16 protein-coding genes and 1 tRNA gene are annotated in these 13,780 nt (G+C 65.5%); 3 read left to right on the top strand and 14 right to left on the bottom strand.

What is annotated here, in order from left to right:
- Nucleotides 1-74 precede the first annotated feature (74 nt).
- Nucleotides 75-617, bottom strand: coding sequence for a TetR/AcrR family transcriptional regulator (locus ABFX18_RS13900; protein WP_346058646.1), 543 nt, complete (start codon nt 615-617; stop codon nt 75-77).
- A 77-nt stretch (nt 618-694) separates the two neighbouring features.
- On the opposite strand from ABFX18_RS13900, the gene ABFX18_RS13895 reads away from it, so the two are divergent.
- Nucleotides 695-2,242, top strand: coding sequence for a DNA-3-methyladenine glycosylase 2 family protein (locus ABFX18_RS13895; RefSeq protein ID WP_346058645.1), 1,548 nt, complete (start codon nt 695-697; stop codon nt 2,240-2,242).
- On the top strand, nt 2,239-2,808 hold the full coding sequence (locus ABFX18_RS13890; protein WP_346058644.1) for a methylated-DNA--[protein]-cysteine S-methyltransferase: 570 nt from the start codon (nt 2,239-2,241) through the stop codon (nt 2,806-2,808). Before ABFX18_RS13895 ends, ABFX18_RS13890 begins: the two co-directional genes overlap by 4 nt.
- A gap of 24 nt (nt 2,809-2,832) precedes the next feature.
- On the opposite strand, the gene ABFX18_RS13885 is transcribed toward ABFX18_RS13890, so the two are convergent.
- From ABFX18_RS13885 to ABFX18_RS13830, 12 genes are all read right to left on the bottom strand, one after another.
- A complete protein-coding gene (locus tag ABFX18_RS13885) occupies nt 2,833-3,033 on the bottom strand; it encodes a hypothetical protein (protein WP_090146358.1) in 201 nt (66 codons plus the stop codon).
- Between the two features lie 83 nt (nt 3,034-3,116).
- Entirely contained in the window at nt 3,117-3,527 is a 411-nt protein-coding gene (locus ABFX18_RS13880; protein WP_090146360.1) for a protease inhibitor I42 family protein, read from the bottom strand.
- Nucleotides 3,528-3,531: 4 nt separating this feature from the next.
- Nucleotides 3,532-4,041: a DUF2243 domain-containing protein gene (locus ABFX18_RS13875; protein ID WP_346058643.1), complete on the bottom strand. Its 510-nt coding sequence runs from the start codon at nt 4,039-4,041 to the stop codon at nt 3,532-3,534.
- A complete protein-coding gene (locus ABFX18_RS13870) occupies nt 4,038-4,901 on the bottom strand; it encodes a cytochrome c oxidase assembly protein (protein WP_346058642.1) in 864 nt (287 codons plus the stop codon). Before ABFX18_RS13870 ends, ABFX18_RS13875 begins: the two co-directional genes overlap by 4 nt.
- A gap of 141 nt (nt 4,902-5,042) precedes the next feature.
- Nucleotides 5,043-5,321 carry a hypothetical protein gene (locus ABFX18_RS13865; RefSeq protein WP_346058641.1) on the bottom strand — a complete coding sequence of 93 codons (279 nt, stop codon included), beginning with the start codon at nt 5,319-5,321 and terminating at the stop codon, nt 5,043-5,045.
- A 132-nt stretch (nt 5,322-5,453) separates the two neighbouring features.
- Nucleotides 5,454-6,290 (bottom strand): CPBP family intramembrane glutamic endopeptidase, encoded by an 837-nt coding sequence (locus tag ABFX18_RS13860; protein ID WP_346058640.1) that lies wholly within the window; start codon nt 6,288-6,290, stop codon nt 5,454-5,456.
- A 420-nt stretch (nt 6,291-6,710) separates the two neighbouring features.
- Entirely contained in the window at nt 6,711-6,908 is a 198-nt protein-coding gene (locus tag ABFX18_RS13855) for a hypothetical protein (protein WP_336662696.1), read from the bottom strand.
- Nucleotides 6,909-7,006: 98 nt separating this feature from the next.
- On the bottom strand, nt 7,007-7,129 hold the full coding sequence (locus tag ABFX18_RS13850; protein ID WP_255536989.1) for a hypothetical protein: 123 nt from the start codon (nt 7,127-7,129) through the stop codon (nt 7,007-7,009).
- Nucleotides 7,130-7,269: 140 nt separating this feature from the next.
- Nucleotides 7,270-7,521, bottom strand: a complete 252-nt coding sequence (locus ABFX18_RS13845; RefSeq protein WP_346058639.1) for a hypothetical protein — start codon at nt 7,519-7,521, stop codon at nt 7,270-7,272.
- Between the two features lie 633 nt (nt 7,522-8,154).
- Nucleotides 8,155-8,562, bottom strand: coding sequence for a hypothetical protein (locus tag ABFX18_RS13840; RefSeq protein WP_346058638.1), 408 nt, complete (start codon nt 8,560-8,562; stop codon nt 8,155-8,157).
- Nucleotides 8,563-9,874: 1,312 nt separating this feature from the next.
- Nucleotides 9,875-9,945, bottom strand: a tRNA-Gly gene (locus ABFX18_RS13835).
- Nucleotides 9,946-10,013: 68 nt separating this feature from the next.
- A complete protein-coding gene (locus ABFX18_RS13830; protein ID WP_346058637.1) occupies nt 10,014-11,174 on the bottom strand; it encodes a serine hydrolase domain-containing protein in 1,161 nt (386 codons plus the stop codon).
- Nucleotides 11,175-11,389: 215 nt separating this feature from the next.
- On the opposite strand from ABFX18_RS13830, the gene ABFX18_RS13825 reads away from it, so the two are divergent.
- Entirely contained in the window at nt 11,390-12,403 is a 1,014-nt protein-coding gene (locus tag ABFX18_RS13825; protein WP_346058636.1) for a biliverdin-producing heme oxygenase, read from the top strand.
- A gap of 83 nt (nt 12,404-12,486) precedes the next feature.
- On the opposite strand, the gene ABFX18_RS13820 is transcribed toward ABFX18_RS13825, so the two are convergent.
- Nucleotides 12,487-13,761 (bottom strand): ATP-dependent DNA helicase, encoded by a 1,275-nt coding sequence (locus ABFX18_RS13820; RefSeq protein WP_346058635.1) that lies wholly within the window; start codon nt 13,759-13,761, stop codon nt 12,487-12,489.
- Nucleotides 13,762-13,780 lie beyond the last annotated feature (19 nt).

The following is a 13,780-nucleotide window of genomic DNA, read 5'->3' as shown; positions in this document are numbered from 1 at the left end:
ACCACCCTAGAACTATCCATATGGATAGTCAAGTGCGCAGCGCACCTCGGAGGCCCCGGATCGCGGGCGCCGGTTCAGTCCGCGCTCTGGGCCTGGGCCACGAGGGCCCGGAGCCGCGCGAGCGCCGGCTCCACGCCCTCCGGCAGCACCAACTGCTTGAACACGATGCCGTCGAGGGTGAACCAGATGAGCTCGGTCAGCTCAGCGTCGCGCACGCCGAGGCGGGCCAACTGACGTGAGATCGCCTCCCGGTACGCGAGATAGTGGCGCTCCGCGAGCGGCCGCAGTTCAGGTCGACGTCGGGACTCGAGCAGGAGTTCGTACTGGAACGCCTGCATCCCGCTCTCGCGATCGGCCAGCGACTCGATGCCAGCGGCGAACGTCTCTGGCGTCAACGCGTCTCCGACCATGTTCGAGCCTCTGAGGCTCTCGTCGATGGCGTACTCCATCGCCTCGGCGACGAGCTGATCCCGCGTTCCGAAGTGGTGGCGCACCAGCCCGTGAGAGACGCCGGCCTCGGCGGCGACCGCGCGATACGTCAGCGCCCGGAGTCCGCCGGCGGAGACGACGATCACGGTGGCGCGCAGCAATGCCTCGCGGCCGGAGAGGTCTTTCATGCTGTCGAGCGTACTCGTCGCACCGCCATGTCCGATTCCGGCGTGCGCGGCGGGCTCCAGCCAGCGAAGATAGTCACGTGACCCCGCCGCCCCCAGCCCTCCCGCTCGATTTCGACGCCTGCTATCGTGCGGCTTCCGGACGCGACGGACGGTGGGACGGGCGGTTCTACCTCGGGGTGACGAGCACGGGAATCTACTGCAGGCCGTCATGCCCGGCCAGAAAACCGCTGCCGGGGAACTGCCGCTTCTTCCCGAGCGCGGCTGCATGCGTCGCCTCGGGATTCCGGGCGTGCAAGCGGTGCAGGCCGGAGGCCGTGCCGGGCACGCGGGAGTGGGACGTGCGCGGTGACCTGGTCGGCCGAGCCGTGCGCCGCATCCGCGATGGCGCCGTCGACGCGGCGGGTGTCGCAGGGCTGGCGAGGGAGCTCGCGGTGAGTGAGCGGCACTTGCGCCGCATCCTCATCGAAGAAGTCGGCGCCGGGCCGCTGCAGCTCGCGCTCACGCGCCGCGCGCACGCGGCACGGGCGCTCATCGACGAGACCGATCTCCCGCTCGCGGATATCGCGTTCGCGGCGGGGTTCGGCAGCCTCCGGCAGTTCGGCGAGGTGATGCGCGAGCAATTCGGCGTGGCGCCGTCGAAGCTGGCTCGGCGTCACGGCGAGGCCGCCTCCGGACCGAGCTCCGACGAGCGACCCATGCTCGCACTGCGGATGCGCACCCGCGCACCCTACGACGCGGCCGCCCTGCGAGCGTCGCTCGTCGCTCACGCCATTCCGGGACGAGACGTCATCGGACTCGACGGCTCGACCGAGCACGCACTCGACGTCGGCGGAGGCACCGCCGTTGCGCGTGTGCACTGGGGCGAAGTGCCGGAGGCAGCGGGAGAGCCGGCCGAGCACGGAGCGACGATCGCGATCCCGGTGGCCCTCGAGCTGCCGTCTCTCTCCGACGCGATGCGCGCCATCGAGATCGTGCGGCAGATGCTCGACCTCGACGCCGATCCCCTGCAGATTTCCGAAGCGCTCGGCGCAGATCCTCAGCTCGCGCCCCTGGTGACCGCGCGCCCCGGCCTGCGCATGCCGGCGGCGCGGTCCGCACATGAGACGGCACTCGGCACGGTGCTCGGCCAGCAGGTGTCGCTCGCCGCCGCTCGCACCCTGCAGGGGCGTCTCGCGGCGCGCTTCGCACGGCCCCTCACCGGGGTCGCCGCAGCCGCCGGATTCCACGGTGGGCTCGACGTCGCTGCGATCGCCCGAGAATCGGCCGACGAGCTGCGCGAGGCGCTCGGCCTCACGCGCAGTCGCGCCGAGACGTTGCGTTCGCTCGCCGTCGCCCTCGCCGGCGGGCTCGATGTCAGTGCGGGCGCCGATCGCGAACATGCGCGGCGCGAACTCGCCGCGCTGCGCGGGGTCGGGCCGTGGACCGTCGAGATGATCGCGATGCGGGCGCTGGCCGATCCCGACGCCTATCCCGCCGGAGATCTGATCCTGCGCCGAGCGCTGGGCGATCCTGCCCCGAGGGCGGCCGAACGGATCGCCGAACCCTGGCGCCCCTACCGCAGCTACGCGACCCAGCACCTCTGGGCCGACTTCCTCGCCTCGTCTGCACGAAAGGACCTCGTATGACCACCAGCCCACTCACGCGCACCGTCGTCGATATCGTCGGAGCGCCGTTCCACGCGATCTGGTCGCCCGAGGACGGGGCCATTCGCGCCGCCGGTTTCGCCACCGAGCTGGATCCTGATGCTGAGTCGCTCACGGCGCGTCTCCGCAGCATCGACGCGGGCGTCGCCGAGCGCGGGATCGCCGACGCCGCTGCGGCCCCTGGCCCGGTTGCCGACCCGATCGCCGACGCGCTGCTGGCCTACGCCGACGGAGACGTGACCGCCATCGATGGACTGATGGTGCGTCAGCCGGAGACGCCGTTCCGCGGCGACGTGTGGCGCGCGCTCCGCGAGGTGCCGGCTGGCCGGGCCGTGACCTACACCGAATTGGCCGGGCTCGCCGGTCGCCCGTCTGCGGTGCGAGCGGCGGCGTCGGGCTGCGCCAACAATCTCGTCGCTCTGGTCGTGCCCTGCCACCGCATCGTGCGCAGCGACGGAGGTCTGGGCGGCTACCTCTTCGGCGTGGATATCAAGACGCGCCTGCTGCAGCACGAAGGTGCGCTCCGGCGCGAGCTGTTCTCCGATTGAGGCCGCCGGAGTCGGGCGGGAGGCTCAGGCCGGCGAGTAGCGATTGCGCAGCTCTGCTGCGCGGCGAATGTCGCCCTCGAGCGCGGCGGTCTGCTCGGGAGCGAGCGTTCCGTCCTTCTTCGCATTGTCGAGGCGCTCGAGCCCGGCCTGCACTTCGTTGTCCAGGCCATCGAGCACGATCTGCTGAATGCTCTTCGGGAGGCGCTGAAAACTTGTCGTATCCATACTGACAAGTTACAAGGTGTCGGGCGCATCCGTCACATTGCGGTAGAAAATCTGTGCGTGTTGCGCGCGAATCGGCGAGCCGCTTACTCCACCGAGACGTCGATCAGCGCTGTTCTCTGCTCGGTCGGATCGTCGGGCACAGCGCCGCGGAACTGGTATTCGAACTGGATCTTCGTCATTCCGGTGCCGGTCGCGGTGAACCGGTACGCGAGCTCGCTCGGTCCGCCCACGCTGCCCTCCTCGCCGGCGTACTCGCTCACCTTCTCCCCGTGCGTCAATATGGAGGGGTCGGGTTCACTGATCATCACCCAGTCCGAGCCGACCGACGCGTTGACCTCGCCGAAGTCGATGACGAGTTCCGTCCCGTCCTCGATCGTGACCGATGACTCCTCGTATCCGACGGTGACGCTCGCCGGGGCAGCGCACCCCGAGAGCACGACTGCTGAAAGTGCCGCGGCTGCGAACGCAAGGGCGGGCAGCGCGCGAGATCTCATGCGCTCACGATATCGGCTGGGGCGTCGCACTGTCTTCCGCTCTCCCGGGCGTTCCCCGTCTGGCGAGCACCGCGGTCCAGATGAGGCCTGAGACGAGGAGCAGCGCACCGGCGACATTCCAGGCGACATCGTAGGGCAGCAGTTCGACCCCGTAGCGGATCTGGTGGAGCCGAAGGATCTTGTGGTCGACGATCCCGTCCCAGAGCTGGAACAACCCGAGCCCCACCAGAAACCCCGCCCAGGCGGCGGCCGCCCAGAACGTGCGACGTCGACGCGCGTCGAGCATGAGGAAGAACCCGAAGACGAAGCCGAAGAGCTCGGCCGCGTGCAACAACCCGTCGGAGAGGATGGCGATGTCCGGGCTGGCGTTGTTGTAGAAGTGATGCCAGGCGAGGATCTGGTGGAAGACGATCTCATCGATCGCCGCCATCATGGCTACGCCGAGCAGGAAGCCCGCCCAGTAGGAGCGGAAACGCAGCGGAGACCCTCCCATCCGACTGCTCGTGCCCATCATGATGATGCTCCCTTCGTGCGTCGGCTCCCGCCCCGCGCGCCTGTTACTGTGCGCCGGACGACCGACATGGTGGTGGTCGTGGCCCCCAGACGTCGGCCCGTGGCGCGATACCACTCCGCGCAGAGCAGCACCATGAGCACGAAGTCGACCGCGTCGCCGCCGGTGAACATGAGCCGAGCTCCGGTATGCGCATCCGCTACGGGGACGCCGGGTGGGGGATGCGCGTAGAGCAGCTTCGCCAGAATGCCGTGCGCAGCGAGCGAACTCACGAGGACGACGCTGCGCCTCACGAAGCCGGAGCGGTGGGGCGACGGATCGATCCCGACCAACGCATACGTGTAGAGGTATCCGGCAGCCAGAACGTGGAGCATCACGAGCAGGTGCACCAGCACGTCCCGCTGCATCAGCTCGTACAGCGGTGTGCGGTACAGCACCCACAACCCGCCCACGTTCAGTGCGGCGGCGACGACCGGATGCGTCAGCACGCGCGCGAGCGGGCTGCGGAGCAACCAGCTCAGACGCCGAGCCGGATCGACGCTCAGGGTCCGCAGCGCCAACGTCATGGGCGCGGAGAGCACCAGCAGGAGGGGTGCGGCCATGCCGACCAGCAGATGGGTCGCCATGTGCGCGACGAATGACTCGTGCGCGGCTGCGGCGAGCGGTCCGATGAAGCCGGCTGCTGCGGCGAGCACGCCGGCGATCCAGAACACCGTGCGGAACCACGGCCATGATCGTCCGCGCTGCCGACCGATCGCGGTCGCGGCGAGGTAGACGGCGATGGCGACCAGCACCGGGAGCAGAGCGATGAGGTCGGAGCTGACACCGCTCGACGGGGAACCGTGCGTGTGTGCGGGGATCACGGTGCTCCGCCTGCGGTTTTGCAGGTGATGGGGTCACCTGCTCGCGCCAGTGCGCTCGCCCAGCGGGGTCGGTGCAGGGGGCGTGAACTCATGCCCAGAGGCTACGTGCGAGTGGGTGTACTGAGAGGAGGATTGACTTCCTCAGCTGCCGAACGTGCGCGTGAGTCGCACGACGAGCAACCCGATCGCCATCAGCAGGCCCAGGTAGCTCAAGACCAGACCGATGATCGCGGTCCATACGAGGGGCCCTGAGCGGAGGATCGCCTGATGGCCGACGGCGACGCCACCGCAACTCAACCCGAGAAGGATCACGTACGTGGTCACATCGCCCGCCTGCACGAACAGGTGCAGGATGCAGAGGAGACCGAGCGCGAGCGCGATCAGATGCCGAACCCGGTGATCCTGCTGCGAACCGGTCATGCATTCGAGCCTACAGTTCGCTCGGAAGACGCGTGACGCGCGTTCTCTGCCGAGCCCGAGGGTTCCAGCTGAGCGCGAGGCGTCACACTCGTTCCGAACCCGCGCTCTCGGCGCGAACCCTCCTGTTCGGCGCTACTGACCTGACGCGCCGCTCACGCGAGCCCTTCTGGTACGTCGGTCTTCGAGGGCGGCGCTGACGACCCCCGCGATGGAGAGGATGATGAGGAGCCATTGCACCACGCCTGGGAAGATGTCGACCGGTGCGAAGGTGTTCGAGGACTGCAGTGCCTCCGACGCTGATCCATCGCCCGACGAGATGTACAGGCTGAAATCCGTGAGCGCGTGAATGAGGATGCCCAACCAGAGGCCTCCGGAGACGCGCCGAACCCAGTAATAGAGGCTGCCGTTCATCGCCAACGCTCCGACCTGGAACACGATCGAGAGCGGGTCGACGCCGGCGATGAGGCTGCCCGCGATGTGCGCGGCGCCGAAGATGAGCGACGTGCCGAGAAGGGTGACGAGCTCGCCGTGGTTCGCTCGGATGGAGGCGAAGAGAATGCCTCTGATGACGAGCTCTTCGCCGAAACCCACCATCAGGGTCGCAGCGAGGACGATGAAGATGCCGCCCACTCCACGCTCGCCCCAGGGCGCACCGGGAAGCTGGGAGAGGGGGAGTAGGAGCATCAATACGGGAATGGCCACCAACCACCAGCGGCGCGGCGTGTCTCGAAGCGTCGATCGGCTGCTCCACACCTCGGCCGACCAGCCCGACCAGCGCACGAACATCAACGCGAGCACAATCGCGATCGTCAGCGGAATGAAGTGCGATGCTGCGAGTTCGGCCGTCGGGTCCGAAGTCGGAATGATGACGTCCATCAAGTTGCCCAGACCAGCGGCGAACAGCAGGTAGATCACTACGGCGATCAGCCCGACCCAGAAGGTGCGGGGAACTCTGACCGATGCGCTCATGCGGAAGCCTCCGGTGCGCGAGACGCGCGGTTCATGATGAGGAAGATCGCGGCGACCGCGAAGGTGCTGCACGAAGTTGAACAGGCCATGGCAACACTATTGCGTCGCAGGACGCACCCGCTACCCGTTCACAGTTCCGTTCAAGGAATTCGTGGACGCGGAGGGAGTGCCTCCTCGCCGTATGAGTAAGACGTCCAGGGAACGTTCTCCGGCTCTTTCCGGGCGGCGGCGCTCGTATCGCTGCAACTCCGGCGTCAGTTCTCGCGGTCTCGCATCCAGCGGACGAGCACGACGATGCCGAGGAGTGCGAGGCCGAGCCCGAGGATCATGCGGCAACGGTAACAGGCGAACGCGAGAAGCTGATCGCCGAAGCTCGCTCACGCTGCAGCGTCGTTCGCGAACGTCGTCAACTCGCGTTCGTCAGCTCAGCGGAGATGCGGAGTTCCGACGACGCTCGCCCTGCTCCTCGGAATGCTTGCGGAGGGCGGAGAGCGTGGCACCGCGGACGATCACCCAGAGCAGGCCGAGCCAGACGAGGCTTCCGATGATCGAGGCGACGACAGTGAGGACCATGATCGTGTCGATACTGGGAAGGAAGGGGTTCGGCTGCGGCTGCATGCGGCCAGCCTACCCAGCCGCCAGCCGGCAACCGCAGCCGATGCTTCTCACTCCTGTAGATGGCAGGTGCCGCCCGACGACGTCGGGCGGCACACGGCCTACTTGCCCATCTTCAGCGTGTTCGCTGCGGCCTGGTTCTTGTCGCGCTTCGCCTGCTTCTTCTCTTTCGCAGTCGAAGCGGCAGGCTTCTTGGCGGCCTTCTGGCCTTTGTCTTTGGACATGATGATGCCTCTTTTCCGGGTGCGACCACCCTGACCCGACCATAGCCCACCCGCGTGTGCGCGTTGCAAAAAGTGCAATTTGAGGTGTCGCGACGCGAAGAAGCGGCCGGGGGTCACCCCACTCGGAGACATCATTTGTCTCAACTACGAGCTCGCCGCGGCCGCCGGACATCGATAAAGCCCTCGACCGCGCTCACGCCGCGAACATGGCCAAAGTTCGCGCCGATGGCAAAGTTCGACGCCGTGATGGTGGGAAGATCATCAAGCCCGACGGCGGACTCCACCGGATTGATAGACCTCGTGAGTGAGAACCAGCCCTCAGGTAGTGAAGAAACGGAATGCGTTGCCTTCGACGGGCTCGGTTGAATCCCGGCCCCCTCGCGCTGGCTCATTCACCGCCCTAATCATCTTTCTCACCTTCAACTGACAGTTCGGTTCGGGAGGGCAATGGAACCTCAGGTTTTGGGTCAGTGTTGAGCGGGGTATCAAGTGACTCCCCGTCGTTGAGTTCCTCCTGGGTGGCAGCGCACCTCTCTCGACCTCGAGGTCGAAGAGATTGCGCCCTCGCTCCAGTTCGCCATGGCACAAGTCGCTCGCGGACGCGAACGAGGGCAGACAGAACAATCATGAGCAAGGCGGATCGCATCATGATCGAGCGCCCCGATTGGCTTCTCGACGGCCAGGCCGTTGCGACGAAACAATGGGCGGCGGCATGGTCGAACGGCATGGAAGTCGACCAGGCCGAACACTCATCCAGTCGGCGTTCACCATCCGCGGGAACGCCGACGGCATGGAGCCAGGCGGGCTCGTCTTCCGCGACTAGTCGGGCACCTCACTCCGGCTCACCCACCTCGAGGCGGCCGCGCTGCAGTCGTTCCCGCCGGTTTGACTCAGGGATTCGCGTAGAGGTGTGTAGTGCGGGCGCGCGTCTGAGCCGAGCATCCGCTTCTCAATGTTCGGCCAGCAGTCACCGAGCCACTGTGCAATCCGATGCCTCCGTTCAAAGCGTGGCTTCATCCCCTGGCCTACCGAAGCTCGTCGAGCGAGCGGCCCTTCCCCTGAACACGCGTTTCCCAAAACTCATACGCCACGGTGGTTCCGCTCAGTTCCTCTTTCACCAAATCACAGAGCTCAAGACCTTCCGCATACGCCTCTCGGCACTCCTGCAACGATGGCCAGCCCGACTCGTAGTCGTAATCATCGTTGAAGCGTGCGGCCCACGCCCGAAGCCGTGAGTCGAGAGAAGGGCTGAACAGCGCCTTCAAGTTGTCGATGAGTTCCCCGTCATCGTCATAAGCCGTCAGAGGCAGGGTGAAGCCGTACTCGTTGGCCAGCGTCACTCGCGTTGGTTTCATCATTCTTTGCAGCTCGCTCCAGGGAAGGAAGTGATGACAATCTTGTTGTTCGCCGAGATCACCACGCTCATGGGCCAAGTGCGCTGATCCTGAAGACCCTTGGCTGTGTAATGCGTCTGGGTGACCGTCGACTGATAGCAGTACTTATTGCTGCCCTGATCGACGGTGCTGAGCGGCTTTGCAAGGGCTTGGCGGGAAGCCTTCATCATGAACATATCCCACTCTGATGCAGGGTACGGACTATGCCACTGCCCCTTCTTGACCCACTGAGACCCGTGACGGAATTCGATGTGAAGGTAACCAGCACCGTCGGCAATTCCACATCTCATATCAACCTTGTTTGGCCACTCCGAAACTTCTTCACATCAAAATTGGCAACCGAGAAGGCCGCGTTCTTCGCCACGTAGCATGCTGCATGCGAGATCGGCGAAAGTGACCGCGTGCTAAGGTTCCCGTCCGGGTTGGAGCCATCGCTCTCTTGCGTCGTCGAAATGAGTTCGTCCCCGACGTAGGTCTCGACATACCCCGCATCCTCACCGATAGAAGTGGCCGACGCCGAACTGGCGAACGACGAGACAAGTAAACCGGCCATCGCGAGACCGAATATTGAATTCGCCACTGATCTAGCGGAGCTAGAGATACTTGTTTATTAACCAATTTTTCCGTCATGGTTAGACCAAAGGGATATAGTGAAATTGCTATCGATGATGCATAACGGCGGATATAAAGATGGAGTGTGGGTAGTCCAAGAGGACTCCACGCCCGACTTCAATGTCCTTGCTATCTGCGCATCTCAGGAGGAAGCACTGAAGTACGCTGACTCTGCTCAGCATCATTACACAGACGGCGTGATCTTCTCTTTCTATCCGTTCGGCTATCGGCACCGTGAACCGATGGTCTACCGGGACGGGGAGTCTTCTTAAGGGAGGAACCTTATGGAGATCATCACCCTCGTACTCTCAATTGCCGCACTTGCGGTCTCCCTCGTTGCGCTCGTCGCCGCAACACGGGGGCGTAAGTGACCGTTCACGCGAGCGAGCTCGCGAAGGCCGCTGACCGGCTCGCCAAGTCGTATTGGGTCGGATACCAGCCGGCAGGGACAGTTGTGCTCGGTTGCGGGGAAGGGATGGTCATGGAATCACCAGAGTTTCGAGCAGCGTCCACCGGGTAGTCGGACCATCGAGTTCACTCGGTGATTCTGCAATGAGGCGCCCTCCACGGTCGCAAGGATCCAATGGCGGATCCATTCTTGCTCCAATTCGGAGACACCCGATGGGCTCGACGATCGCAAAAGGTGCTGGAGAGTGGATTCAAAGTAGCCAATAGATAGCCACTTTGCCTCAAGTAAAACGAAGAACGGGCCCAATCGTGGAGGAAAGGGCCCGTTCAGAGGGGATGACGGGAATCGAACCCGCGCTATCAGCTTGGGAAGCTGAAGTTCTACCATTGAACTACATCCCCGATACGGAATCACGAGGATTCCGACTCACCCACCGTAGCAGAAAGTGGCTGAGTACTCGGCACCGCCGCTACTGGCAGACGGCGGCCTTCGCGAGCGCTTCGGTCTGCTCCTCGGCGCTCCACGTCAGTTCCGGCGCGACGCCCTGCGCTTGTGCGAGCGAGGCGAGTTGGAACGCGAGCGACTTCGCGAAGCCCGCCCCCGCCGAGGAGTTGTTGAGCGAGACGACGACGGAGAAGCCGCTGTCGGGGTCGCTGTAGGCGGCGGTGAGGGTGCCGGTGATGGCCCCGCTCTGGCCGTACAGCGGCCCGACCTTCTCCACGCCGAAGCTCCAGAGGCGACCGTCCATGGCGATCTCCTCGGTGGGTTCGCCGTTCTCGTCGCGCTCGGGGTTCTTGGTCGGGAAGGCCTCGGTGACGACTCCGGCACTCTCCCCGCCGAAGGTGCCGCTGAGGTACCCGTCGTAGAAGTTCTTGAGGTCGGTGACGGTCGTGACCGTCGCTCCCGCTCCCGCGAGCATCGAGGGTGACACCTCGGCTACCTCGACCGGTTCGGCGTCGCAGACTGCCTTGCCACCGCTCGAGGGATAGGTGAGGCCCTGCAGCGTGTCACCAGAGATCGTGGTGCTGTTCAGGGCGGGAAAGTACGTCGATCCCATATTCGCGTCGGAGAAGACGTGATCGCGCAGCAGGTCGGGAATCTCGAGCCCGGTCTTCACCTTCAGGGCGCGGGCGAGGAGCACGAGGTTCGAGTCCGACTGGTGGAAGTCGAGCCCGGGCCAAGATTCGGGAGACCGTGAGAGGCCTTCGGCGAGCAGCTCCTGCTCGGCCCAGGGCCGCGTCGGGTTGTTCGCGAAGATGTCGGCGAAGCCGCTCTTGTAGTCGGCGATGCCGGATCGCATCTCGCAGAGCTGCCGGTACGTGACGTCTTCGATGCCGGACTGGCGGGTCAGGTCCTCCGACACATTCCCATCCAGATCGATCGTTCCCTCATCGACGAGGTCGAGCATGAGTGCGCACATGACCGGCTGGGTCGCCTGTGCTCCGCGGATACTGACGGAGCCGTCGACCCCGCTGTCGCCGTACCCGCGCAGATACTCGCTTCCATCATTGCCCCAGACGCCGACGACGGCTTCGGTCGAACCGCTCTGCTGCATGGCCGACGCGATGGCGTCATCGATGCCGCTCGCGAGTGCCGGGTCGACGGTGTTGACGTCGGCGGAACTGGTCACCGAATCGCCGTCGGTGCATGCCGTGAGACCGAGTGCGGCGACAACGATGGCCCCGACGGCCAGCAGGCGGGTGCGAGGGGCAAAGCGCGGAATCAAATTCGACCGCCAATCTCGAAGGTGAATTGGACACAGAACACACGGGAGTCTACTGCGTGCGACTGGGAAGTTTGGCGCCGGGTAGGGCGAAGTGAGGCCACCCTTACTAGACTGACGTGGTGACGAATTTTTCGGATGACGTGATCTCGGGCGTGACCCGGCACATGAACGGCGACCATATGGCCGACAACCTCCTGATCGCGCGTGCTTTCGGGCACCCCGGCGCCACCTCGAGCACCATGGTGGGCGTGACCGGCGCCTCCGGCCGATGGCTCGTGACGGATGCCGAGGGAGAGCACGAACTGACGGTGGAATGGCCCGGTGGCCCGATCACGGAGCGACCGGAGATCCGGCGCGAGGTCGTCGCGCTCTACACCGCGGCGTGCGCGAAGCTCGGTGTGCCGGCGCGCGACGAGCACGGCGCGCAGCCGCAGAGCGACGCTGCTGATGCGTCCGTCGACGCGCCAGCCGCAGCGCCAGAGGACCGGCCGTTCTCCGTCGTCATCCGTGAGAGCTCGTGGTCGGATCACTCCGACAGCGAGGGGGCGACGTTCATGGAAGACATCATGCGCGGCAAGGGGTCGCTGCAGGACTACATCGATCTCGTCGCACAGCATTACTTCATGTACGAAGCCCTCGAGGCTGCCGCTGATCAGGTCGCCGCAGACCCGCGCTTCGCCGGCTTCCATTCGCCGTCGCTCGTGCGTCTGCCAGCACTCGAGGCGGACCTCGTGCACCTCATCGGCGCCGACTGGCGCGAGCAGATCGTCGCCGTTCCTGCAACGCTCGAGTATGCGGCGCGCATGCGGGAGGTCGCGGCTGAGGGCTGGGCGGCCGGCGTGGTCGCGCATCACTACACGCGGTATCTCGGCGACCTCTCGGGCGGGCAGTACATCGCGAAGCGCGTCGCGAAGCAGCACGATCTGCCGAGCGCCGGAATCGCGTTCTACGACTTCTCCGAGCTGGGCGATCTCGCCGAGTTCAAGAATCAGTACCGGGCGGCGCTCGATGTTCTCGGCGAGCAGCTCGACGAGGCCGAGCGCGCCCGCATGCTCGACGAGGTGCGCGCGGCGTACGCATTCAATACGGCGGTTTTCCGCGACCTGGGCCAGGCGAAGCTCGCGGTGGCGTAGTCCCCGTCACGCGATGCAGGCTCTGGGGATCGGGCGGAGCCCGATCCCCGCACGCGTACTGTCTTTGCGGCGAGTTCTTCCGCTCAGACGGACTCTTCTTTGCCGCGCATGAACCGGACGACATTGGGGTCGACGATGACGTCGCGCGGCTGCAGCGGACGCTGCAGGTACAGGCCGTCGAGTGAGCGCACGCGGCTCAACGCCACATACGTCTGACCCGCGCTGAAGGCTCTGGGTCCGAGATCGACGACCGCTGCGTCGTAGGTGTGTCCCTGCGACTTGTGCACGGTGACCGCCCAGGCGAGGCGCAGCGGAAACTGCTCGAACTCAGCCACTACCTCTTTCTCGAGTTTCTTCGTCTCGGCGTCGTACCGGTAGCGGTACCGCTCCCAGACCATCGGTTCGACCTCGAACTCCTCGCGATCCACCTCGACCCACACGGTCCCGTCGACGCGCGAGACGGTGCCGATCGTGCCGTTCACCCAGCGCCCGTCCGAGTCGTTCCGCAGGAACATCACCTGCGCTCCCGGTTTCAGCTCGAGCACCTCGTCGGCGGGGTAGGTGTTCTCGCGGAACTCGCCGTTGATCTCGGCGACCGCGCGGAGCGATGCGCCGGTGATCTCGGAGAGGCGCTGGGCGTTCAGGCGATTCACCGTGGCGTTCGTCGTGGCGAGGGTGATGACGTCGCGCGGGGCTGGCCGCGCGCCCGCCGAGTTCAGCTCGTGCGCCTGATCCTCAGTCACGACCCCGTGGCGCACCGCGCCGAGAATCTGTTTGAAACGGTCGTCGCGCTGACGGTGCACTTCGAGCAGTTCGATGGTCGAGAGCGGCGTCGATGTCCACACGTTGGCGTCGAAGAACCACAGCGAGCGGTACGTGTCCGCGAAGTAGGCGCGCTCGTGGGGGTCGCGCGGAGGCACGGGCGGCAATTGGTAGGGGTCGCCGAACATGATGATCTGCGCGCCGCCGAACGGATCGTGCTTCTTGCCGCGCGCGAGGCGCAGCGATCGGTCGATCGCGTCCATCAGGTCGGCCGACACCATGGAGATCTCGTCGATGACGAGGGTGTCGATCGCGGCGAGCATCTTCTTGAGCTCAGCGGGCTGATCCAGCTCGTGGTCCGCGATGATGCCGGTGGGCAGCCGGAGCAGCGAGTGGATCGTCTGCCCGCCGACGTTGAGCGCGGCCACGCCGGTGGGGGCGCATACCGCGATGATCTTGCTCGTGTTCCACGAGAGGTGGTTCAGGATGGTCGACTTGCCGGTGCCGGCGCGGCCGGTGATGAACAGGTGCTCGCGGGTGTGCTCGATGCGTTCGTAGACGGCGAGCTGCTCGGCGGAAAGTTCAGGACGGGCCACCCGAACAGGCTACTGCCCC

The organism is Leucobacter alluvii (assembly GCF_039530485.1).
GTDB lineage: Bacteria > Actinomycetota > Actinomycetes > Actinomycetales > Microbacteriaceae > Leucobacter > Leucobacter alluvii.
Note: the sequence above shows the minus strand (reverse complement) of the source record. Positions and strands in the feature narration are given on the sequence as shown.